Raw genomic sequence first — 23,858 nt, 5'->3', positions numbered from 1 at the left:
CTCGGCGAATGCCGAGAGGCTACTTATAATAGATTTTCCCGTATTTCCATACATCCGTTTGTTTAAAACTTCTTTTTACTTTTACATTCAGTAACGGATTTTTTTCATCCGTGCCTGTCGGTAAATTCATTTCGTTTAACGATTCAACTAAGTTTTTCAAGTATTGTGGTTCATTAATGGTATGATAGTGAATCGTTTCTAAAATAAGGCTATCCTTGCTGTCGTCTTCAAATCGCCTTTTATAAGATCTTTCACCATTTAATAGAAACGGATAATATCTTGCGCCTCGACCGATTAATTGAGCCTCTGACATCGTTGTGGCTTTCGTACCTTTCACTTTTGGATCATCACTGAGCCGAACAATATCGTACAGATTCAGTACATCCCATCCTTCGGTCAGTTTCGCCACGGCAAAGATAACACGATATAAGTTCGTCGGACTTTCCAAGCTATTTAACGCATCGTATTGACCTTTTTCAAGTAACCCTGTTCGCTCCGTATCATTTGCATTAATAATCCGGGTAGGCGCAAATTCCCTTTTCATTTCACGAACAATTTCCGTTAGCTGGTCATCATGCTCTCGATAATATTGATGAGCGAAAGCTAACGTTTCACTGTCCTGTTCCATTGTAATTTGTTCTTGTCTCGCTAAAAATTCTCTTAGCGAATCAGCTGTCAACGTCTCAATCATCTCATTGAATTTTTCATTCGCTTCGTTAGAGGCGTCAATTCGCTGTGATTTAAACATAACAACAGGTTTAATGTATGTGCCATATTGGTCAAGTGCATATCTTCTTCGATACTCGCTTAATAAAACAACATTCAACATGTTTTCAATATCTGCGTTACTGGATTGAATTCGTTTGACGTTTTTTGAGTATTTATCTTGAATGAACCGATCCAGCGCGTAACGATAGATCACTTTATCTTTATATTTTTCATAAATATTTTTGTTATCTAGATCAATCGTCGCTGTAAATTCTAACAAGAGATTATCTTCTCTTGCATTTAAAATGGTGGAAATGGCGCTTTCCCATGATTGCTCGGTTTCTTTTTCCGATTTCGTCGTTGCGGAATAATGATGAGCCTCATCACCTAGTATAACGACTTTATGTTTCGCATAATCTTCCTCCCCCATCGCGTTTTCTTTTTGAGTATAAATGTCTGTTGCGACACTCTGAACGGTTGCTAACTTTAAATAAATCGTATTCTTACTTTGGTTTTTAGGAAAGGACTGCACTTGCCGTATTTCAATTCTTTCTCCATCGATTTCAATCTGTGGTTTGTATAAATATTTTTCAGAAGCTTTATTCGTTAAGTTATCGATCGTCTTGTTTAACACGCCATTCGTATTCACTAAAAATAAAAAGTTTTGGTAACCGTTTTCTTTGTATAAATACAGGATTAACCCTGCCATCAAATCCGTTTTTCCACTACCTGTCGCCATATGAAATAAGACGTGGTTGATATTTCGATAACGAAACGCTTGACTCACTTGCGAGTAATGAAAAAATCGTAGTGCAGCCCTTTGGTAGTATCTGAATGTGTGTACCATATTTTCAGCAATGTAGTCTGGTGTAGACCACATCCCTTCTTCGTTAAATAAACTCTGATCAAGGTTGGTTAATTCATCATATAAAGGCAAGGGTAACTGTTTTCTTTTTTTCCGCTTTGACATAATTATTCCTCACCCTCTTCATAAAAGCTTTTATTAAAGGCATAATCGCTATCACTAATTAGATCGCGAACATTTTCGTCATCGATCTCGGAATAATTATAATACAGCTGGTTTTTGTCGATGATTTTGATTAACGTTCGTTTTTGGTCGTCTAACGATAGTTCGTGTAACGTATCTTTTATCTTTTCCAAATCAACTCTAAAATCAATTTCCGCTTCTTCTAACATAAAATCAAATACTTTCTGTAATTCATTATGGTTTTTAGCGTCTCTAATTGCCTTTAAAAACCCACGATTTTTTTCCATTAATTCTACGTAAACAAAACTTCCTCCACCTTGCCAGTTTACATCTTTAGAAATTCCACCTTGTTCGCCTTCAATTACCTTTTGAAGTCGCGGAACAGAGACAGTGTTTATATAATCCATTTGTTCGATACCGATATATCGACGGTTCATTTTATGGGCAACAGCTTGGGTAGTAGCTGATCCCATGAAGAAATCTAGTACAATATCATTTTCATCAGTAGCCAATTGTAAGGATCTACTAATTAGATCTTCTGGTTTCGGATTTTCAAATACTACTTTCCCAAACATTTTTTGTTGGTGTTTAGTGCCATTGGTAGTAGTTCCTGTTTCACTCCAAAGGATTGAATCAGGAGTTAAATCACTCCATATCGTTGTACTAGCTTTTCCTTTCCCCATTTGTTTAACATCTTTCAAATAAACTTTTAATTGTGGCTTTGTTTGTCCTTTTGCCCCAAAACGTATTCTATTATCTTTAAGTAACCGGATGTAATCTTCATAAGTTGTTCTCCAACACCTGCCCTCAGGTGGATAATAAATTTTACCAGTATTAGGGTTTTTTATTGGATATTCTAGATTTTTCCTTATATTTGGAGCATCGAAAGGCTCAATCCTATATTTTCCTCGCCCATCATTATCATCATATTTAAATCCATCTGTATCTAAAAATAATCTGAATTCATCCTTTTTTATGATGTTAATATTTTTGGCGTAAACTAAAATATGATTGCTCGAAACAGAAATTAAACCATCACTTGAAACAGATTTTCTAGACTGCCAAGTTATATCTGCAATAAAATTTTCCATTCCAAAAACATTATCCACCAAAACTTTTAGGTAATGTCCACCTTCGGAGGAAATTGTTATATATATTACTCCATCCTCTGATAAAAGATCTTTTGTAATAGAAAGTCTGTTTTGCATAAAAACCAACCATGAAGATAATTTAAAATTAGAATTATACGAAAAAGTATCAGCTGGTTTATTCTTGTAAAAAAAGTATGGAGGATCAATAAAGCATGCTTTCACTTTCCCTGCATATCTTAATTTTAACGTATGTAACGCAAGTAAATTATTTCCCTTAATTATTAAATTATCATTTTCATTAAAATGATCGATATCTTCCACACCATTTTGAGTATATTTTTTCGCATTAACTAATATCTTCTTATCTAAAAGAACATCAATTTCCTCTTTTGCAATCACTTCATTTAAAAAAGGCTCATCTGGTCTTAAATCATCTTTATCTGTATCTTCTTTCGACATACTTGCTTTTAAAATGGTGTCTTTATAAGGAAAATCTAATACGACATCGGTTGATTCATCGATAAACTTGCCGCCAGCGGTTAAACCGATTTTTTTCGAGTACTTTGTAAACGAATCTTGCCAATACTCGTCTGCTTCAAAGAGCTCGATTAACTTATTCGTTTGTAAAACCATATGACCGTTAATCGTGATGGCGAAGTTCTCTTTAATCGTTTCATTTTCAATAAATGCACTTAGTAAATCCTTATCGTAAGCGTCTAAATCTTGAATGACTTTACTTTTATTAACGTTACCTTCAACAAAATATTTGTCGCCAAATTTCTCTAGCACGTTTCTAATTTCTTTATTAATTTTTGTTTTCATGTCCTGTAACCCCCATGTATATATTTAAAAAATAGATTTAAAATCCCTTTTTTGAAATTCATGGTAGTTTTCTTTCCAAATATGTCTTAGCATTTCAGATATGTTTTCAATAATTTTTTCTGCGTCTTGTTCAATTTCTTCATAACTTCTTTCTTTTTGTTCTTCATAAGCGCCACCGACAACCCCACCAAATACAGCTTCTTTGCTTTGATACTTTTTCTCTAGCCTGAAAATATTATTTGAAAGCAACCAATTCATTTCTTGTATTACTTCCTTGAGTTCTTCTTTTGTCGATTGATTCATCCTAGACAAAAGATCAATTAAAAACATAAAGATTTGATCATGTTCATGAGCTTTTTCATCTTTTAGTAATAAATCATTTAAAGAATGAACATATACATCATGAAAATGTTTGTCTTTCAAAATTCCGAAATCAATTTTGTCCTTTTCTGACATATCGTTAGTTTTCATCTCATCAATATTATCTTCATAAAGTGGAGGGATAATTGTTTTTGCATGGTTAATAACTTCGTTATAATCACCTTGCTTCACATTTTTTACTTTTAGGACATTAATTAAATAGTCAATTTCACTAATATATTCGTTTACATCAACATTTAGAGAGGCTAAGACGGCTTTCACATAATCCTCCAAGTCACCATAAATAAGCCATTTGTAATCTATGTCGAATGTTTGAGCAATTAATTTTAAATATCTTTCAGAAGGTAAACTTTTTCCTTTTTCCCAGTAACTGACAGTAGCTTTGTTGATCCCGCCTATAATAGAACCGAATTTTTCCATCGTCATATTTGATTCTTTTCGTATTTGATGAATTCTTTCTCCTATTTTCCCCTTATCCAACTCGATCATTTTTTCATCTCCTTTCTTTTTACACCTCTTGACATATATCTCACATCGATTATATACTAAATTTAGTTAAAAGTTAATTGACCGACTTTTAACTTTCATCTAATTTGTTTTTGTAGGAGGTGAGAAAATGGCTATCAATATTAAAGATCTGGTTGATGTTTCAAAACTGGGCAAAGAAATGTTATTGGTCGAAGCGCCTTCACCTTATACTCGGTTTATCGATGGTAAAAATACGGGTGAAATCGCGGGTTACAGGTACCCGGTCGTTTTGACTGAATATAATTGGGATAAAATTCAAGTCAAAATCGAAGGGCAAACGCCACAAATTAATCCAGAACAAATCAAAGACGGAAAGCCGATTAAAGTGACTTTTGAGAATCTAGAAGTCAACCCTTTTAGTCAAAACGGCAGAGTTGCGTTATCTTTTAAAGCTTCATCCATTTCTGTAGTGAAACAATAACCGTCATGCTCTAGGTAAATGGCATCGCCATTACCTAGAGCATGATGAAAGGAGGCTGGTACAGATGTTCAGATTGAAAAAGAAACATACTGTCACGTTTAAAAGACGAAGATTGCTCCATATCATTTATGCCTATTCTTTTATCGTTTTATTCTTCGTCACGATTTTTGTATTCGATCATTATTTACTCACGCGTTTTTCATATGAGATTGCTACTATATTTTATCTCATACCAATTATAGCATTCGCATCTCTCACTTTTTACCTTTTTTATACGAGTCGCTATTCATTCTCTAAAATCCAACAAATAAAAGCGAAACTTAGACACGTTATCCTTTTTAATCAATTGTATGTAACGGATAAAGATACCAATCCATACAAAGCCGTAACGTCCATGAAGTTTAAAATTTACTTTCAAAATCATTCATTAATCATTGAATCGTATCCAAACGGAGCGCCTTATACGTTACAACCGGATAGTCTGGCCAAGAAGCTTGAATCCGCTTTATCAATGAACTTAACAGATATAAAACATCGTTCACCTCATTTTGTCACATATGAATTTAGCGTAAATAAACCAGACCGCATTATCGTCAATAAAGCATTATTAAATGATTTTGATCCATTAACAATTCCTTTAGATTCCGAAAAAGATTGGAAGTTTACAAGTATTCCACACGCTTTAATCGCTGGAGCGACTGGTTCAGGAAAAACGTTTATGATTTATTATTTAATTTTGCAATTTGCCATTCGAGGGGCTGATATTTTCATATTAGATCCGAAAAGAAGCGATTTATCCAGTTTAAAATCTAGCATTCCTAATGCTTTAAATCGAATTGCTAGCACTCCAGCAACGATGGCAAAAATATTAAGGGAAGCCAACGATGAAATGAATAAACGTTATGAGACGATGTTTAATAAAACCGATGTCGAATTGGGTAAAAATTATAATCATTATAACTTGAAACCGATCGTTATTGTTTTTGATGAAGTTGCCGCTGCAATGGAAGAAGACAAAAAAATCGCCAAAGAAATCGATTCATATTTAAAGCAACTCATTCTAAAAGGCAGGCAAGCGGGGATATTCATGATTTTAAGTACTCAAAAACCGAATGCAGAAGCTGTATCAACGGTCATACGTGATCAAATCGGATTAAGGATTGCTTTAGGACAACTATCGAAAAGTGGATATCGGATGACATTAGGTGACGAATGGGATGAATTGCCTTCAGCCGAAACCGGAACTGGAAAAGGATTCGTATTTTTAGATGGTGAAGGGTGGACTTTACCTAGACCCTTTGAAGCTCCGTATCTGAACTTTGAAGGATTAAATTATCGTCAAGAACTGTATTCAGCAATGATGAATAACAGATAGTTTGCTTCGTCGTATTCGACCGTAGAAAAGTGATGACTGCTACGTCAGTAGCAGAGTGGAACGGTCAAGCGGAGCGGTCACTTTTCTAACGGTCGAGAGCTTGAGCGAAGCGAAAGCTGTTAACTTGTTATATATGCAAATTTGAAGAGAAAAAGGTGGTGTTTAAACATGGAAAATTAAAGTATTACAATACAAAAATAATTGAAACCAGTTTTACAGAAGTATACGAGTATGAAGAAGTGACTGGCTATGGATTTACACGTCCATCAAATGAAACGAATAGGGAATATATAAAGTTTGAAGATGCTTCATACGAAGAGAAAAGTAAACGTGTGGAACGAATGAAGAAATATCATAGAAATGAGCGTTGGGAACTCGGTCGATTGATCGATGCAAACTTTGATCATCGAACTAGCTTTTTAACCTTAACATTTAAAGAAAATATAGATGATATTCAAAAAACGAATTATGAATTTAATAAATTTATAAAGAGATTGAATTATAAAATATATAAATCGAAAGAAGCAAAGTTAAAATATATTGGTGTGTGGGAGTTACAAAAAAGAGGAGCGATCCATTATCATATTGTTTTGTTTTCTGTACCTAAAATTCCTTATAAAGATTTGAAAGAAATCTGGCCACACGGGTCAGTGAATATAAAAAAGATTGATGTAGATCAAAGAGAAAATATCGGACGGTATATAAGTAAATATTTTGAAAAAAACATTGATGATCCGCAATTACTTGTAAAATTTATGAATAAAAAAAGAGTGTTTAAATCCAAAAACTTAAAGCAGCCCAAAGTTAGACTTGAATTAAACGATGAATGGAAGACATTTTCAGATGACGAGGTTTTGTTCATGAATAAAAAAAGAGTGTTTAAATCCAAAAACTTAAAGCAGCCCAAAGTTAGACTTGAATTAAACGATGAATGGAAGACATTTTCAGATGACGAGGTTTTGTTCCAAAAAACGTACACAGGTTACAAAAAAGTCGGTGGAGGATACCAGGAATATCGTATTCGATACACAAAACTGAAGCATAGGAGTGATAATAAATGACACAACAAATTGATTACGATATTATACAGTCTATTAAGGACCAGTTAGAAATATATTTTAACAAAATGAATCCGCATCAAGAATGGCTCGATCTGAAATCAGCCGCTAAATATGCCAATGTCTCTTACAATACATTTATGAAATTTCGGCAAATGGGTTTAAAGGTTGCTGAAATTGATGGGGTAAAAAGGGTGAAAAAATCAGAGATAGACCGATTTTTACAAGAGCATAGTTTTTAGCGCATTGTGGGTTTATCTCATAAATGAGTATAATGGTTTATGAGGTAAACCCTCTTTTTAATCATTTGCCCCCGCAATTGATTAGAGGAGGTTTTACTAAGTGATTAAACAATACAAATTGAAAAATGGGGAGATTAGATATGAATTTCAAGTTTATTTAGGAACAGATGAAGCCACAGGAAAACAAATGCGAACAACTAGACGCGGCTTTAAAACGAAAAAAGAAGCGGAATTAGCATTGGCACGAATTAAATTGCAGGTCGCAAGTGGCGAGTTTAGAAAAGAACGGGCAGAAACATTTAAAGAAGTTTATGGGTTGTGGTTACTTCAGTATGAAAACACTGTAGAACAAAGCACGTTTGTAAAAACGGTTAGCTTATTTGATAATCATATCCTTCCTAGCATTGGTGAATATAAAATTGAAAAAATTACGGTTGATATATGCCAGAAAGCTGTAAACGATTGGGCGAAAAAACTTAAAAACATTAGTAAGGTTAAAGCATATGCTTCTCGAGTATTTAACTTTGCTGTCAAACGTGATTTTGTTCAAAAAAACCCGTTTGATTTAGTCGAGCTTCCAAGAAAAAGGAATAAACCATTACCTGATGAAACAGACGAAAAGAACTTTTACACTCGTGAACAATTAATTGAATTTCTTTCATGTTTGGAAAAAGAAACAAATGTGAAAGCATACGTGCTATTTCGTTTGCTCGCATTCAGTGGCATGAGAAAAGGAGAAGCGTTAGCGCTGACATGGCGCGACATAAACTTTAAAACAAAAGAAATACGCATTAACAAGGCGCTTTCTCGCGGGAAAAACAGTAAGCTTTATATCAAGTCAACAAAAACGAATGAAGCTCGAACGATAAAGATGGATGAAAAAACAATGGGCGTATTAAGGATGTGGAAAAAGAAACAGAAAGAAGATTATTTCAAGCTTGGTTTTAATACATCTAAACCATCTCAACTCGTTTTCAGCAATGAGAAGAATGAATTTATACAACCGTCAAAAACTCGTGAATGGATGCTATACGTTCAAGAAAAGTACAATTTAAAGAAAGTGACGACACATGGTTTACGTCATACCCACTGTTCGCTTTTATTTGAAGCAGGTGCTACGTTAAAAGAAGTACAAGATCGGCTCGGTCATAGTGATATAAAAACGACAATGAACATTTACACACATGTTACAAAAAAAGCGCAAGAACAAGCCATACAAAAGTTTTCAAGCTATGTAAATCTGTAAAAAACGACGACATTTTGACTACGTATTTGACTACGTTTAAATGAAATGTATTGACATTCCATGAAAAAGAAAAAGCGTCAAATTCCTTTCATATCAAGGATTTTGACACTTAATAAAAATCATTGAAACTGTATGGTGGAGCATAGCGGGCTCGAACCGCTGACCTCTACACTGCCAGTGTAGCGCTCTCCCAACTGAGCTAATGCCCCATATAAGATTGAAATGAGCGAGAATGGTGCTGATGGAGGGATTCGAACCCCCGACCCCTTCATTACGAGTGAAGTGCTCTGCCAGCTGAGCTACATCAGCGTGTGGCTTGATATTGGTGGAGGCGAGCGGATTCGAACCGCTGTCCGAAGACATCGCCACGACGGCTTCTCCGAGCGCAGTCACTGTATTGTGGAGTTCGCCCTAGGGACTGCCCAGTGACAGGCGTTCCTTCGAGCTAGTCACCTTCGTTTCGCTTATCGGCCGGTGACCATCCGATCAGCTAGCCCGCTGAGTTATGAGACCCGGCTACGCTACACGGGCGATAGCGCATCGGATCCTGGTGAGCTACGATTAAGCAGCTGCAGCCAGAGGTTGAGTTTCTTGTTTGCCAGTTACATTTGGCGTCTGCGTTTTCACGAAGGTCGCAGCCCCTCGGCTCGCTACCGACGCTCGATCTGTCCCCGTCGAGTCCCAAAAACGCCCCCGGATTTCGATGGGTTATCTCAAGCGCCAACATTTATCATTATAACACCATCTTCTGATCATGTAAAGGGACTTTTTTATTTTTTACCGGTGCATCCGCTCTTTAAGTTCCCTTCGGATCTCCCGGTCCACATCCCTTTTGGCGATGGCCCGCCTCTTATCGTGAAGCTTTTTCCCTTTGGCCAGCGCAAGTTGGATTTTAGCAAATCCGTTCCGTAAATGCAAGTCCAGGGGAACCAAAGTAAAACCTTTCTGTTGGGTGAGACCGATCAGCTTGTCGATCTGACCTTTGTGCAACAGGAGTTTGCGGGTTCGAGTCGGGTCATGGTTGAAACGGTTCCCTTGTTCAAAGGGGCTGATATGCATGTTCAACAAATAAATCTCCCCTTTGTCGATCCAGGCATAGCTGTCCTTCAAATTAACCCGACCCTGCCGGATGGACTTGATCTCCGTCCCGGTGAGCACGATGCCCGCTTCATAAGTATCTTCGATATGATACTCATGGAATGCTTTTTTGTTTCGTGCGACTACCTTTGCGCCGCCACCCTTGGGCATTCGGCTCACCCCCCTAAAAAACTGCACCATTTAGTATATCGCAAAAGGGTACGGGGGTCAATCACTATCCAGCCGGCTTTCGGGCATCCGCTTTTCCTGTTACCGTTTATTGGGCCGTCTTTTCTTTCCTCTATTGCGCTCTCTTTTTCTTCTTTTTTTTACGCCCTCTTTTCCACCGCCTTTCCCACGGTCTTTTCCACGGTCTTTTCCACGCCTCGTTTTTTTACCGACAGCTTCATTTTTCACCTGTTTTTTGGCTCCCGCCTTTTTCGGTCCTTCTTTTTTCCTCCGTCTTTTTCGGGGGCGGGCGGGGGCAGGCTTTTCCGTCGATTCCTCAACCAGTTCGAAGTCCACCTTTCGCTCATCCAGATTGACTCCGATCACCTTTACCGTCACAGCATCACCGATGTTGTAAGATTTTCCGGTCCGTTCCCCCACGAGGGAATACGTGTGTTCATCATACTGGTAATAATCGTCCGTCATAAAGCTGACATGAACCATCCCTTCGATAGTGTTCGCCAGCTCCACGAATACACCGAAAGAGGTGACACTGCTAATGATTCCGTCATAGGTCTCGCCCACTTTATCCTGCATGTACTCCGCTTTTTTCAGATCATCCGTCTCTCGCTCCGCGTCAATGGCCAGGCGTTCCCGTTCGGAAGCGTGCTTACAGGCCTCCGGCAGCCATTCGTCCAGTTCATTTTTCCGCTCTCGGGACAGAGTGCCTCCATTTTCCCAAACTTCCCAGATGATCCGGTGAATGATCAGATCCGGGTACCGGCGGATCGGAGAGGTAAAGTGAGAATAAAACTGAGCAGCGAGGCCGAAGTGACCCAGACATTCAGCGGAATACTTGGCTTGCTGCATCGAGCGAAGCATCACCGTACTGATCACCGGCTCTTCCGGTTTTCCGTCGATCTGTTCCAGCAATTGCTGTAACACCCGGGGCTTGATTTTGTCCGCTTTCCCCTTGGCCGTATAACCGAAGAGCGTGATAAATTCAAAGAAAGATTGGAGCTTGTCAGGATCCGGATTTTCGTGAATCCGGTAAACGAAAGGGAACTTTCCCTTGTAGAAATGCTCGGAAACGGTTTCGTTAGCCGCCAACATGAACTCTTCGATCATTTGCTCGGCGATGGTACGGGGACGGTTGACAATCTCCACCGGTTGGCCTTGTTCATTCACCCGGATCTTCGCTTCTGGAAAATCGAAATCGATCGCTCCCCGCATAAACCGCCGTTGTCGCAATGTTTTAGCCAGAGAAGCCATCAGACGGAAGTCCTCCACCAACGGCTGGTACCGCCGGATCAACTCCTCATCCTCATCGACGAGAATTTTTTTCACATCGGTATAGGTCATCCGTTCATTGGTGCGGATGACGCTGGGATAAATCTCGTGACGAACGACATTTCCCTTTCCGTCCATCTCCATGTCGCAAGTCATGGTCAGCCGGTCCACTTGGGGATTGAGACTGCAAATCCCGTTGGAAAGGCGTTGGGGCAACATCGGGATTACTCGATCCACCAGGTAGACGCTGGTTCCCCGTTGATATGCTTCCCGATCGAGAGCACTGCCTTCTTTCACATAATAGCTGACATCGGCGATATGAACGCCCAAGCGAATATTACCATTGTCCAAACGCTCCACCGAAACGGCATCGTCCAAGTCCTTGGCGTCTGCCCCGTCAATGGTCACCATACGGCGATCCCTCAAGTCACGCCGTCCCCGAATCTCCTGTTCGTCGATGGTTTCCGGCACCTGGTCCGTTTCCGCCAGCACCTCATCGGGAAATCCCTCAGGCAGTTGGTACTTGCGAATGATGGACAGGATGTCCACTCCGGCTTCATCCTTGTGACCCAAAATTTCCGTCACTTTCCCCTCGGCACTTTTACGTCCGTTGGGATACCGAAGGATCTCCACAACCACTTTCTGACCCTCTTCCGCCCCGTTCCGGGCTTCCTTGGGAATGAAGATATCCGCAGGTAACCGCTTATCATCAGGAACGACAAACCCGAAATGCTTGGAATCCGTATAAGTTCCCACGATAATGGAGCGGCCCCGGAACAGAATGCGCACCACTTCCCCTTCCGGGCGGCGCCCGTCCTTCCGCCGGCTGTGAACGCGAGCCAAGACTCGGTCTCCGTCCATCGCTCCGTTCATCTCATTCCCGTGGATAAAGACATCTTGTTCATGGGGCATTTCCGGGTCCGGGATGACAAAACCAAATCCCTTGGCATTGCCCTGTAACCGCCCCCGTACTAAATTCAGCCGTTCCGGCACCCCATACCGGTCAGCGCGGGTGCGAACAATTTTCCCCTCTTCTTCCAGACGGCTGAGCAATTGCAGAAAACCGCTCTGCTCTTCCGGGTCTTCCACTTGGAAGATGTGCTGAAGCTCTTTCGCCGTCATCGGCTTGTATGCTTTTTTTAGCATAAATTCAATCATGTCTCTTTCTTCTACCACGTTCATACTCCTTTCCCTACCGGGAAGCACTCGGGAAATCGGGATTACCGGCGATGCGGGACACAAATCGCTCCACTTCGGCAAAAAGCCGTTCCCGTTCTTTGTCCAGGGTAATGATATGGCTGGAATTCGCATACCATCGGATGGTTTTATCTTTTGACGAAATCGCCTCGTATATGTAGGAAGCGCTCTTCGGTACCACCGTCTCATCCCGTTCCGCCTGCACAATCAGGGCCGGAACCTTTACCTCAGACAGGTGACGCCTGACATGTCGAACCAACTTGCGCAGGCTCGAAACACACTTGAGAGGGGTCCTGTCATAAGGAACGAGGTGTTCCTCGATATGAGTCGGTTTTGTACCGTTTCGTTTCAAGTAGGGCCACACATGACGAACGACGTCCACGAGATAGACCCGGCGGTCCTGAAGGCGGATCGGGGCGCAAAGGGCGGCGACTCCGTCCAGCGGGCGGGTTCGGGCCAGGTTGAGAACTAAAGAACCGCCCATGGACAGACCGACCGCGAACATCCGGCGAACCCCCTCCTGCTGCAACCGTTCATAACCTTCCAGAACGCTGTTCCACCAGTCGTTCCAGGACGTACACTCCATATCCTCAGGGGAAGTGCCGTGTCCTGCCAGCAAAGGGGCATAAACCGTATAACCCCGCCGCTTCAGATAGTTTCCCATCGGTCTCATTTCCGAAGGAGTGCCGGTAAATCCATGAATCAGCAGAATCCCCGTCTCCCCTCCCGAATAAAAAAAGGGATCCGGTGAACGGCGTTTGATTTTCATTCGGCCACTTCCTCCTACACATCTCTATAAAGGGGTATCGGACACATCGAATCATCGGCTGTTTTATTCAATAAGGAAAGAAAGGGAGGTCCAATAATCCGACTTCGACATACCTTCCTTCCCATCATTGTTCACCAACCTGCCGGTTTTCAATCGACGATTACCTCAATCAAAGCTTATCACAGAACAAACGGGTAACGGAATGGGTACTTGAAACGCGATCTTTAACATTCGGCACAATCATCCGAAAAAATCTCATACAAAAAAGCAGCTCCATTCAGAGCTGCTTGGCGCCTGGCAACGTCCTACTCTCCCGGGGGCGAAAGCCCCAAGTACCATCGGCGCTGGAGGGCTTAACTTTCGTGTTCGGGATGGGAACGAGTGGATCCCCTCCGCCATCATTACCAGACATCCATTATAATAACACGGTCCTGTCTTCTGTGCAACCCCTTTGCTAAATTTTTCGGGCGGGTTCAAAGACCTCCTTTACCGGCTTTCATGTTACGATAGATAAGGTTGATTGGATTCAGCAAAGGAGTGCTTTCGATGAAGATCCAACCTTCGAAGCTGGAATCCCTGTTACGGCCTCTCTATGAATCGGTTACCGCACTCGTCGTTTTCAGTTATACGGTCATCTTAATCCATCAAACGGTCCAACCGGGGGCTTCATCGCCTTTTACCCCGGAAGTGATGCTCTGGATCGACTGGTGTTTGATCGCATGGTTCGCTGTCGATTATCTGATCCGGTTGTGGCATGCACCGAACAAACGCCGATTCGTACTGCGCAACTGGTTTGACTTGGTTGCGATGATTCCCTTCGAATCCTTCTTCCGTCCTTTTCGCCTATTGCGGTTGATTCGCCTAGTTCACCTGATTTAAATGTCTTCCTTCCTATGGGGATTGTTAAAAGCAAAGGAGGTCCAACTCTCCCTGGGAGTGGCTGCAACGATGATGCTTTGGGGAGCCGGCGGTGTCTACTTGCTGGAAAAACCGGCCAATGAGGGAATCACCCATTTCAGCGATGCTGTCTGGTGGGCGATCGTTACCACCACGACTGTGGGTTACGGGGACATTTCTCCGGTGACGCTCGGCGGTCGCTTAATCGCTGTCGTCCTGATGTTTACGGGAATCGGTTTGATCGGTTCGATTACGGCCAGCATCGCCGGTCATTTTACGTATGTGCTGTCCGATCGAAAAAAAACGGGGAACCCGTCGGAAAAGGAAAACCGCATCAGAAACCGAATGCTGGAGTCGGCTCATGACGACCTCGACCGGATTGAATCTCTGAGTCCAGAGGAATATCGGAGCTTTCTCCGACTGATCGACACCCTTCGTTCTGAAGGCGAGGATCCCCAGCCAAAATCTGTCGAACCGCTTCAACATTCAAAGGAAGGGTAAAAAAAACAGCCGGGGATCCCCTGCTGTTGTCGCAAATTCGTTTAAACATGTCGGATAAACTTCATTTAATAAAATAGCCGGCCAACAGGGTTAAAATCATAAACAGGACAGCCAATACGACGGTCAGCTTACTCAACAGACCATCAATCCCCCGCGCTTTTGCTTTTCCCATCAGCTGTTCGGCACCGCCGCCGATGACACCGGAAAGGCCGGCACTCTTCCCCGATTGCAACAATACGACGACAATGAGTGCGACACTCACAATAGCCAGCAAGATATCCACCGTAAGTTTCATGACCCAGCCACCCCCTGTCGAGTATACAGAATAGGCGATTTTGCACTGGTGATAATGTATCATAACCTTTCTCGCATTTCAACAAAAGGGGATCCGGACCAAGCAGCCAGCCCCCTAAGGCCTGTCTGAGATACGCTTTTCATAAATAACCCGGACATCCCCTAAGGGTGTCCGGGTTTCGTTTATTGCGAGATCAAGATCTCCGCAAATTGTAGAAAGCGTTGGGACCGGGAGACCGCCTAGTTGTGGATAAGCTTTCTTCAATCCGCAAGAGCCGGTTGTATTTAGCAACACGGTCAGTTCGGGAAGGAGCACCGGTTTTGATCTGCCCCGCCCCGGTAGCGACGGCAATATCGGCAATGGTGGTATCCTCCGTCTCGCCGGAACGGTGGGAGATGACGGCGGTATAGCCGGCCCGTTTTGCCATTTCAACGGCATCGAAGGTTTCGGTCAATGTTCCGATCTGGTTCACTTTGACCAGGATGGAGTTACCGACTCCCATTTCGATTCCCCGGGAAAGGCGCTCGGTATTGGTAACGAAGAGATCATCCCCGACAAGTTGCAACTTGTCCCCCAGATGCCGGGTCATCATCTGCCAGCCTTCCCAGTCATCCTCGGCCAAACCGTCTTCAATGGAAACAATCGGATATTTCTCCGCCAGTTCCTCGTAAAATGCAACCATCTCTTCGGAGGATTTCGTAACCCCTTCCCCTTCCAGTCGGTAGGAACCGTCTTTGTACAGTTCCGTCGATGCGACATCCAGCGCCAACAGGATGTCTTTTCCGGGACGGTATCCCGCCTTTTCGATAGCGGTGACGATCGTCGACAGAGCTTCTTCGTTGGAGGAGAGATCGGGAGCGAAGCCTCCTTCATCTCCGACGGAAGTGGACAAACCTCTGTCCTTTAAGACTGCCTTCAGATGATGAAAGACCTCCGCCCCCATGCGCAGTCCTTCCCGGAAATGATCCGCTCCGACCGGCATCACCATGAATTCCTGGAAATCCACGTTGTTATCCGCGTGTTCCCCGCCGTTTAGGATGTTCATCATCGGCACCGGCAATTCCTTGGAGTTGAACCCGCCCAAGTACGTATACAGAGGCAGGCCGAGAGCGTCGGCGGCGGCGCGGGCCACAGCCATGGACACGCCCAGCACCGCATTGGCTCCCAGTTTGCCTTTGTTGGGGGTCCCGTCTAACTGAAGTAACGCCTGGTCAATCGACACTTGATCCAGGGCATCCATTCCTTCCAAATGGGGGGCGATCTCTTCGTTGACGTTTTGGACGGCTTTCAAAACACCTTTACCGAGATAACGCTCTTGATCACCGTCCCGGAGCTCCACCGCTTCATGAGCACCGGTGGAAGCGCCGGAGGGTACGATCGCACGTCCGTGACCGCCGGATTCCAACAGTACTTCCACCTCTACAGTGGGATTGCCCCGGGAGTCCAATACTTCCCGTGCATGAACCTCATGAATGGTTGTCATCGATGTTCCTCCTTTTTTTGGGTTCCACCCTGTCAACGTTACTCGACAATGGATCGACCCTTCATTTCCTTCGGTTGCGGCAGATCCAGCAATTTGAGCAACGTCGGAGCCACATCCGCCAGGATTCCACCTTCCCGCAACTTCACTTTTTTATCGGTAACGATACAGGGAACGGGGAAGGTAGTATGAGAGGTTACCGGTTCGTTATCATCAGACAGCACCTGATCCGCATTGCCGTGATCCGCGATAATAACAGCGGTCCCTCCCTTGGCCCGCAAGGCTTCCATGACGCGTCCCAAACATTCGTCCACTGCTTCCACCGCCCGGATCGTCGGTTCCAACCGTCCGGAATGACCCACCATATCCGGGTTGGCGAAATTAAGCACAATCGCGTCGTGCTTTTCTGCTTCGATCTCCTTGACCAGGGCTTCCGTTACCTCGTAGGCGCTCATCTCCGGCTTTAGATCATAAGTAGCCACCTTCGGGGAATCGATTAAGATACGATCTTCCCCGGGAAAGGGATCTTCCCGTCCTCCGCTGAAGAAAAAGGTGACATGGGGGTATTTTTCCGTCTCGGCGATGCGCAGTTGCTTCAAATGATACTGCGCAATCACTTCGCCGTAAGTATTGTCCAGATCGGTCGGTTTATAGGCCACATAACCGTCCACCGACTCGCTGAACTTGGTCAAACATACATAATAGAGGCGTTCCGGCTTCTTCTCCCCCCGGTCGAACCCCCGAAAATCCTCGTTGGTAAAAGCGAGGGAAATCTGAATGGCCCGGTCGGGGCGGAAGTTGTAAAAGATAACGGCATCATCGCTTTCGATGGGGCCTACAGGCCGTCCCTCCCGATCAACGATCACTGTCGGCATGACGAATTCGTCATAGACACTCTTTTCATAGGATTCCCGGACCGCTTCGACGGGATCGGTATACGCAGGGCCCTCTCCATAAACCATGGCCCGGTAAGCCTTTTCCGTCCGTTCCCAGCGCTGGTCCCGATCCATGGCATAGTAACGGCCTTGAACCGTGGCGATTTTACCGACGCCCACTTCGTCGATTTTATCCTGAAGCTGCCGGATATAATCGATCCCGGAATCCGGAGCGACATCCCGACCATCCAGGAAAGCGTGGATATAAACATCCTCCACTTTTTCCTGAGCCGCCAATTCCAACAGTGCGAACAGATGGCCGATATGGCTGTGTACGCCGCCGTCGGACAACAAGCCGTACAGATGAAGCTTGCTCCCGTTTTCCTTGACATGGCGCACGGCCCCCTGGAAGGTCTCATTATTGAAGAAAGTGCCGTTCTCAATCGCCTCGGTGACCCGGGTCAAGTCCTGATACACAATTCGACCCGATCCGATATTGAGATGTCCCACCTCCGAATTGCCCATCTGTCCTTCGGGCAAACCGACCGCTTTTCCGGAGGCCGTCAGTGTCGTATGGGGAAACTCGGACCAATACCGATCGAAGTTGGGTTTATGTGCCTGGGCGACGGCATTACCATGGGTTTCTTCCCGCAGGCCGAATCCGTCCAGGATGATTAAAGCGACGGGGTTTTTTTGGCTCATGGACGCTCCCTCCGAGCGGAAGCGGCAGAAACCAACTGACCGAAAGTCTCAGGATCGAGGCTGGCTCCCCCGACCAGACCTCCGTCGATATCCGGAATATCCAGGAAGGAATCGACATTGGCCGGCTTCACACTTCCGCCGTACAGGATGCGGACCCGTTCCGCCGCTCGGGAATCAAACTGCTCCTCCACCGTTTGGCGGATAAATCCGATCACTTCTCCGGCGTCCTCGGCCGTGGAAGCCTTCCCTGTTCCGATTGCCCATACCGGTTCGTAGGCGAGAATCGTTTGGGTCGCTTCTTCGGAACTGAGACCCTTCAAAGCTTGAACCACCTGGTTTCGCACCACATCCCGGGTACGCTCTTTTTCCCTCTCCTCCAGGGTTTCACCGACACAGACGATGGGGGTCAAACCGTGATCCAGTGCCGACCGGGTTTTTAAGCGGACGGATTCGTCCGTTTCAGCAAAATGGGTACGCCGTTCGGAATGACCCACAATCACGTGAGAGACATGGAGTCCTTTCAACATAGTCGGGCTCACTTCTCCGGTGAAAGCCCCCTCTTCTTCCCAATGCATATTCTGCGCTCCGATTCCGATGTCGGTCTCCCGGGCCGCTTCTACCAATTCCGGAAGGGAGGGATAGGGAACGCAGAGAACTGTCTCGACTCCCTCTTTTTGTCCAAGGGGTTGAAAGGTGCGGAAATATTCCCGGGATTCCTCTACCGTCTTAAACATCTTCCAATTGCCTGCGATGACAGGAGTACGCACGGTTTCACCGCCTCATTCTTTTACTGATGGGATGATTGATCGTTCAAAGCCGCCACGCCGGGAAGCTCTTTTCCTTCCATCAACTCCAGTGAAGCACCGCCGCCGGTGGATACATGATCCACTCGGTCCGACAGCCCCGCCTTGGCGATTGCCGCCGCGGAATCGCCGCCACCGATGATGGATCGGGCCTCCGACTCGGCCACAGCCTCAGCGACAGCAAAGGTCCCCTTTGCAAACCGGTCGAATTCGAAAACGCCCAAAGGTCCGTTCCAGATGACACACCGGGATTCGCGGATGATTTGCGCGTACTTTTCCCGGGTTTTCGGACCGATATCCATCCCTTGCATATCGGAGGGAATCACCTCGGTAGAGACGGTTTCCGCACGGGCATCCGGTTTAAATTCATCAGCCACGACTAAATCCTCCGGCAACAGCATACGAACCCCATTCTTTTTTGCTTTCTCAATGAAAACGAGGGCATCATCCTGTTTTTCCGGTTCCAACAGGGATTGGCCGATCTCCAACCCTTGCGCTTTGAGGAAGGTGTAAGCCAGTCCCCCGCCGATCAGGAGATTGTCCACTTTGTCCAATAGATGGTCGATCACGCCGATTTTGTCCTTCACCTTGGCCCCGCCGATGATCGCCGTGAAGGGCCGATCCGGTTTTTCCAAGGTCCGGCCCAGCATCTCCAGTTCCTTCTGCATCAAGAAACCGGCCACTGCCGGCAAGTGCTCGGCGATTCCCGCTGTCGTCGCGTGGGCTCGGTGAGCCGCACCGAAGGCGTCGTTCACGTACAGATCCGCCAGTTGTGCGAAAGATCGAGCCAAGCTGGGGTCGTTTTTTTCTTCCCCGGGGTAGAAACGGACATTTTCCAACAGGAGGACGTCTCCGTCGGCCAGCTCCCTCACCATTTTTTCCACGGTTTCACCGACGGCTTGATCCGCCTTTTGTACCGATTGGCCCAGGTGTAGACTAAGACGCTCCGCTACGGGATCCAGGCGCAACTCCTCCACCACTTCTCCCTTGGGACGCCCCAGGTGGCTGGCCAGAATCACTTTGGCACCCCGTTCCGTCAGGTGACGGATCGTCGGAAGAGCCGCCCGGATCCGGTTATCGTCGGTGATTTCGCCGTCTTCCAGGGGAACGTTGAAGTCGACGCGACAAAAGACCCTTTTGCCGCGAACATCCACATCTTTGATCGACATCTTTTTCATGGAAGGCCCTCCTCCTGCATGAGAAAGAGGAGAGTCACTCTCCTCTCCTCGTCCTTTCTTACATTCTAGACTTACAGCCCTTTCTTGGCAATAAACTCGATCAAGTCGACAACACGGTTGGAAAAGCCCCACTCGTTGTCATACCAGGAGACAACCTTCACCATATCATCATCCTGAATCATGGTGGACATGCCATCCACAATGGAACCGTGAGGATCACCGTTATAATCTTTGGACACCAGAGGCTCGTCGGAATAATCCATGATTCCTTTCAAATCCCCTTCCGCCGCTTGACGCATCGCGTCGTTCACTTCGTCGACCGTCACTTTCCGGTCCAGTTCGGCGACAAAGTCAACCACCGATACATTGGGGGTCGGGACGCGCATGGCCATTCCGTTTAACCGGCCTTCCAGTTCCGGAAGCACCTTGGCCACCGCTTTGGCCGCTCCGGTGCTGGTCGGAATGATGGACATACCGGCGGCCCGGGCCCGACGCAAATCCTTGTGGGGCAGATCCAGGATCTGCTGGTCATTGGTATAGGAATGGACTGTTGTCATCAGACCGCGGCGCACACCAAATTGGTCATGCAACACCTTTACCACCGGGGCGAGACAGTTGGTGGTGCAGGACGCATTGGAAATCACGTGATGGGAGGCCGGATCGTATTTGTCATGGTTGACGCCCATGACAACCGTCAGATCTTCATTCTTACCCGGTGCGGAAATAACGACTTTTTTAGCCCCCGCTTTGCGGTGTTTCTCAGCATCCTGCTTTTGGGTGAACCGACCGGTGGACTCCACAACAACCTCCACACCCAGTTCGCCCCAAGGGAGCTGTTCCGGATCGCGTTCCGTCAATACTTGCACTTCCCGGCCATCTACCACCAGATTGCTGCCGCTTACGTCCACGGAAGCGTCCAGCTTACCGTGCACCGAATCATACTTCAGCAGATGAGCCAGGGTGTCGGCATCGGTCAAATCGTTGATCGCCACCACTTCCAGCTGGGGATGATCCATGGCGATCCGAAAGACTGCACGTCCGATGCGTCCGAAACCGTTAATCCCGACTTTGGTTTTTGCCATTTAAAATCCCTCCAGAAAAAGAATGGGGTGAATCTTCCATGGTCGTATCGATCCGTCGACCCAGGATGGACCGGGCGGCTCCTTCGTCGGTAATCAGCGTATCCCGACCCGCGGCGGGACAGATCGCGGCGATCGCCTCCGCTTTGCTGGAACCGCCGGCAACTGCGATGATCGCATCCGCCTTTTCCAGATCCTCCAGCCCGAGGCCGATACTGCGGCCCCGGTATACGATTTCGCTGTTACGGTTGAAATAATATCCGAAAGCTTCTCCTACGGCATCGGCCTGTTCGAGCCGCTCGAGGAGCGCAGAAGAAGATTTCCTTCTAGTTGCCATAGTTTTAGCATCTCCGATGCCGTGAACGATGATGCGGGCGGAACGGACCACTTGCAGCATTTCCTGAATATGCGGTTCCTTTACCAACGTCTCATGAGCATCCGCGCTCAACTGATCGGGTACATGCATCAGTCGGTAATGCCCCCCGGATTTCCGAGCCATGAGGGAAGCGATATAGTTGGCCTCCAATTCCACCGCTTCCCCCAAGCCTCCCCGAGCCGGAACAAAGGTGGTCTCTTTCAACCCCGGAGCGGCGGTCATCCGATCCGCCACAGCCGCCACCGTCGTTCCCCCGGCCACGGCAACCACCTGATCCGGTCGAGCCAGCTGTTTCAACAGACGAGCTCCCGCCTTGCCCATTTCCTGTTTAACCCAACCGGACCGGTCCGAATCCCCCGGAACGACCGTTACGCGACGCATACCGAGGATTTTTTTCAATCCTTTTTCCAACTCGGTCAACCCAAACAAGTCTTTGATCAGGGGTTCCATCTCGGATACCAGGTTGTTCCCGGCGTCAGACAAACGCATCCCGACTGATTCGATACGGACCAACCCCTGCTCCCTCAGAAAATCCACTTCCCCCCGCAGGATCCGCTCCGTCGTTCCCAGTGCCGAAGCCAGACTGCGCCGACCTACAGGTTGCATCAATTGAAGATGCCTCAGGATTTCATACCTCTTCCGCATGGTTTCCAAGAGGTCAGGGAGCAATTGCTTTTGCAACTCTAGCAATGCTTTCATAACAACCTCCGGGACTTTATTTGTCCCATGTAGCGAATTTCGTCCCAACCGAAGCAAAAAAAATGGGGTTTCGCTTTCGATTGTAGCGAATCCGTCCCCGCTTGACAAGACAGGGATTCGCTCCGAAATGGGAAAAACCGTGCCGACAGCGAGGTAAGCCGCCGACACTTCTTTCTCTTCCGATATTTTGCTCTAAAAGCCCCGTCACTCTTCATCATAACGGCGCCGAACCTGGGATGACCTGATCCCGAGTTCCTCCCGGTATTTGGCTACCGTGCGGCGGGAGATTCGCATCCCCCGTTCTTTGAGCCGGTCAGCGATCTTCTGGTCGGATAAGGGTTTTCCTTTATCCTCTTCGGCAATCATCTCGGCAATTTTATCTTTGACACTTCGGGCGGAAGTATTCTCTCCACTCCGTGTGGAAATTCCGGATGGAAAAAAGAAGCGATAAGGGAACAGTCCACGCGGGGTTTGCATATATTTGTCCCGGGTTGCCCGACTGACCGTCGATTCGTGCAAATCCAGCGATTCCGCCACCTGCCGTAGTGTAAGGGGCTTTAAATGGGTAATTCCGTGGTCGAAAAAGGGCCGCTGTTCCTCTATGATGGCCTGGGTGACCCGATACATGGTCTGGCGTCGCTGTTCAATGCTTTTAAGGAGCCAGACAGCGGATTGAAGGCGGCTTTTGATATAAGAAGCAGCCTGCTGCGCACCTTCGTCTTCCCGGATCAATAGGCGCTCATAGTGGGAACTGATTCCCAAACGCGGCATATATCCTTCATTGACGACCACTTCATAATCATCGCCCACAGCGTGTACCGTCACATCCGGCCATACGTAGCGGGCGCCGCCTGATCCGTAGATCAATCCGGGCTTCGGGTTAAGCCTTTTAATGCGGTCCGCCGCCTGCTGCACCCGCCCTGTGCTGCAGCCCAGCATCCGCCCCACCTTTTTATACCGCCCTTCCGCCAAATCCTTGAGCCCCCGCTCCACTACGGCCAGAGCGACCTCATCAGGAGGATCCTCCCGGAGAAGCTGGATCTTCAGACATTCCGCCAAATCACGGGCTCCTACTCCTGCAGGATCCAGGGAATAAATCACCTCGAAACAGGGACGGAGGCTTTCTTCATCCGTATTGAAGCGCTTACATATCTGGTCAGTTTCAACCTCTAAGTATCCGTCTTCATTGAGATTTCCGATGATGTATCGACAAATGTCCCGAGTCGTATCATCCAATTGCAGATAAAGAAGCTGTGCTTCCAAAACATCGGTCAAGGATTCCCGTGAATCAGCCAGCCGTTCCACCGGGTGTTCTTCTTCCCCGGACCGGTCGGCGACGGATCGATTCCGCCCCTCCCCTTTTCCTATGAAAGAGGCCCACTCTCGCAGTTGTTCCCCCTCCATCGACGAGGGTTGAAGGTTCTCCGGCGATTCGGGAATGGACTCTTCCATCTCCAGTACCGGATTTTCCATCGCTTGTTCCTGTATATACTGAACCAGGTCTTGAGCGGAATACTGCAACACATTGATCGCTTGACGCAATTCCGGTGTCATGACGAGTTTCATCCGCTGTTCTTGTAACAAACCGTAGCCCATGGAAAGAGCCATTTGC

At 46.3% G+C, this 23,858-nt stretch carries 19 protein-coding genes, 2 tRNA genes, 1 rRNA gene, 1 other RNA gene and 1 pseudogene; 6 read left to right on the top strand and 18 right to left on the bottom strand.

Annotation, left to right across the window (positions count from 1 at the left end):
- Positions 1-19: 19 nt before the first annotated feature.
- The 3 genes from CHM34_RS08795 to CHM34_RS08785 are packed head-to-tail and all read right to left on the bottom strand — an operon-like array spanning position 20 to position 4,479.
- A complete protein-coding gene (locus CHM34_RS08795; RefSeq protein WP_240511940.1) occupies positions 20-1,678 on the bottom strand; it encodes a DEAD/DEAH box helicase family protein in 1,659 nt (552 codons plus the stop codon).
- A 2-nt stretch (positions 1,679-1,680) separates the two neighbouring features.
- A complete protein-coding gene (locus tag CHM34_RS08790; RefSeq protein ID WP_094264217.1) occupies positions 1,681-3,609 on the bottom strand; it encodes a site-specific DNA-methyltransferase in 1,929 nt (642 codons plus the stop codon).
- Positions 3,610-3,633: 24 nt separating this feature from the next.
- Positions 3,634-4,479, bottom strand: coding sequence for a helix-turn-helix domain-containing protein (locus tag CHM34_RS08785; RefSeq protein ID WP_094264216.1), 846 nt, complete (start codon positions 4,477-4,479; stop codon positions 3,634-3,636).
- A 127-nt stretch (positions 4,480-4,606) separates the two neighbouring features.
- Here CHM34_RS08785 and CHM34_RS08780 point away from each other — a divergent pair, with 127 nt between their 5' ends.
- The 5 genes from CHM34_RS08780 (at position 4,607) to CHM34_RS08760 (ending at position 8,860) form a co-directional block, all read left to right on the top strand.
- A complete protein-coding gene (locus CHM34_RS08780) occupies positions 4,607-4,939 on the top strand; it encodes a hypothetical protein (protein WP_094264215.1) in 333 nt (110 codons plus the stop codon).
- A 64-nt stretch (positions 4,940-5,003) separates the two neighbouring features.
- Positions 5,004-6,314, top strand: coding sequence for an FtsK/SpoIIIE domain-containing protein (locus tag CHM34_RS08775; protein ID WP_094264214.1), 1,311 nt, complete (start codon positions 5,004-5,006; stop codon positions 6,312-6,314).
- Positions 6,315-6,472: 158 nt separating this feature from the next.
- Positions 6,473-7,375, top strand: a complete 903-nt coding sequence (locus tag CHM34_RS08770) for a rolling circle replication-associated protein (protein ID WP_206093771.1) — start codon at positions 6,473-6,475, stop codon at positions 7,373-7,375.
- Positions 7,372-7,614, top strand: coding sequence for a helix-turn-helix domain-containing protein (locus CHM34_RS19560; protein WP_206093770.1), 243 nt, complete (start codon positions 7,372-7,374; stop codon positions 7,612-7,614). The genes CHM34_RS08770 and CHM34_RS19560 overlap by 4 nt, the downstream gene beginning before the upstream one ends.
- A gap of 100 nt (positions 7,615-7,714) precedes the next feature.
- Positions 7,715-8,860 carry a site-specific integrase gene (locus CHM34_RS08760; RefSeq protein ID WP_240511939.1) on the top strand — a complete coding sequence of 382 codons (1,146 nt, stop codon included), beginning with the start codon at positions 7,715-7,717 and terminating at the stop codon, positions 8,858-8,860.
- 133 nt (positions 8,861-8,993) lie between these two features.
- On the opposite strand, the gene CHM34_RS08755 is transcribed toward CHM34_RS08760, so the two are convergent.
- The 7 genes from CHM34_RS08755 to rrf all read right to left on the bottom strand — a co-directional run bounded on the left by CHM34_RS08755 (position 8,994) and on the right by rrf (position 13,770).
- Positions 8,994-9,069 (bottom strand) — tRNA-Ala (locus CHM34_RS08755).
- A gap of 24 nt (positions 9,070-9,093) precedes the next feature.
- Positions 9,094-9,169, bottom strand: a tRNA-Thr gene (locus tag CHM34_RS08750).
- A gap of 14 nt (positions 9,170-9,183) precedes the next feature.
- Positions 9,184-9,555: a transfer-messenger RNA gene (ssrA, locus tag CHM34_RS08745) on the bottom strand.
- Between the two features lie 82 nt (positions 9,556-9,637).
- A complete protein-coding gene (gene smpB, locus CHM34_RS08740) occupies positions 9,638-10,108 on the bottom strand; it encodes an SsrA-binding protein SmpB (RefSeq protein WP_094264213.1) in 471 nt (156 codons plus the stop codon).
- A 99-nt stretch (positions 10,109-10,207) separates the two neighbouring features.
- Positions 10,208-12,553 carry a ribonuclease R gene (rnr, locus tag CHM34_RS08735; RefSeq protein ID WP_439116318.1) on the bottom strand — a complete coding sequence of 782 codons (2,346 nt, stop codon included), beginning with the start codon at positions 12,551-12,553 and terminating at the stop codon, positions 10,208-10,210.
- A gap of 34 nt (positions 12,554-12,587) precedes the next feature.
- Complete coding sequence (locus CHM34_RS08730) at positions 12,588-13,361, bottom strand: alpha/beta hydrolase (protein WP_094264211.1); 774 nt, start codon at positions 13,359-13,361, stop codon at positions 12,588-12,590.
- Between the two features lie 292 nt (positions 13,362-13,653).
- Positions 13,654-13,770 (bottom strand): 5S ribosomal RNA (gene rrf, locus CHM34_RS08725).
- A gap of 137 nt (positions 13,771-13,907) precedes the next feature.
- Between rrf and CHM34_RS19810 the strand changes: the two are divergent.
- Positions 13,908-14,759, top strand: a pseudogene (locus tag CHM34_RS19810) (ion transporter).
- Between the two features lie 61 nt (positions 14,760-14,820).
- Here CHM34_RS19810 and secG read toward each other — a convergent pair.
- The 8 genes from secG to rpoN all read right to left on the bottom strand — a co-directional run bounded on the left by secG (position 14,821) and on the right by rpoN (position 23,854).
- Positions 14,821-15,054, bottom strand: a complete 234-nt coding sequence (secG, locus tag CHM34_RS08710; protein ID WP_094264208.1) for a preprotein translocase subunit SecG — start codon at positions 15,052-15,054, stop codon at positions 14,821-14,823.
- Positions 15,055-15,247: 193 nt separating this feature from the next.
- On the bottom strand, positions 15,248-16,537 hold the full coding sequence (eno, locus tag CHM34_RS08705; RefSeq protein ID WP_094264207.1) for a phosphopyruvate hydratase: 1,290 nt from the start codon (positions 16,535-16,537) through the stop codon (positions 15,248-15,250).
- A 38-nt stretch (positions 16,538-16,575) separates the two neighbouring features.
- Positions 16,576-18,111, bottom strand: coding sequence for a 2,3-bisphosphoglycerate-independent phosphoglycerate mutase (gene gpmI, locus CHM34_RS08700; protein WP_094264206.1), 1,536 nt, complete (start codon positions 18,109-18,111; stop codon positions 16,576-16,578).
- A complete protein-coding gene (gene tpiA, locus CHM34_RS08695; protein ID WP_094264205.1) occupies positions 18,108-18,878 on the bottom strand; it encodes a triose-phosphate isomerase in 771 nt (256 codons plus the stop codon). The genes gpmI and tpiA overlap by 4 nt, the downstream gene beginning before the upstream one ends.
- Before the next feature lie 20 nt (positions 18,879-18,898).
- Positions 18,899-20,092 (bottom strand): phosphoglycerate kinase, encoded by a 1,194-nt coding sequence (locus CHM34_RS08690; protein ID WP_094264204.1) that lies wholly within the window; start codon positions 20,090-20,092, stop codon positions 18,899-18,901.
- Positions 20,093-20,163: 71 nt separating this feature from the next.
- Entirely contained in the window at positions 20,164-21,174 is a 1,011-nt protein-coding gene (gene gap / locus CHM34_RS08685; RefSeq protein ID WP_094264203.1) for a type I glyceraldehyde-3-phosphate dehydrogenase, read from the bottom strand.
- Positions 21,149-22,246: a sugar-binding transcriptional regulator gene (locus tag CHM34_RS08680; protein WP_094264252.1), complete on the bottom strand. Its 1,098-nt coding sequence runs from the start codon at positions 22,244-22,246 to the stop codon at positions 21,149-21,151. The genes gap and CHM34_RS08680 overlap by 26 nt, the downstream gene beginning before the upstream one ends.
- 204 nt (positions 22,247-22,450) lie before the next feature.
- Positions 22,451-23,854 carry an RNA polymerase factor sigma-54 gene (rpoN, locus tag CHM34_RS08675; RefSeq protein WP_094264202.1) on the bottom strand — a complete coding sequence of 468 codons (1,404 nt, stop codon included), beginning with the start codon at positions 23,852-23,854 and terminating at the stop codon, positions 22,451-22,453.
- Between the last annotated feature and the right edge of the window lie 4 nt (positions 23,855-23,858).

The sequence above is a fragment of the Paludifilum halophilum genome, assembly GCF_002245355.1.
Lineage (GTDB): Bacteria > Bacillota > Bacilli > Thermoactinomycetales > DSM-45169 > Paludifilum > Paludifilum halophilum.
Note: the sequence above shows the minus strand (reverse complement) of the source record. Positions and strands in the feature narration are given on the sequence as shown.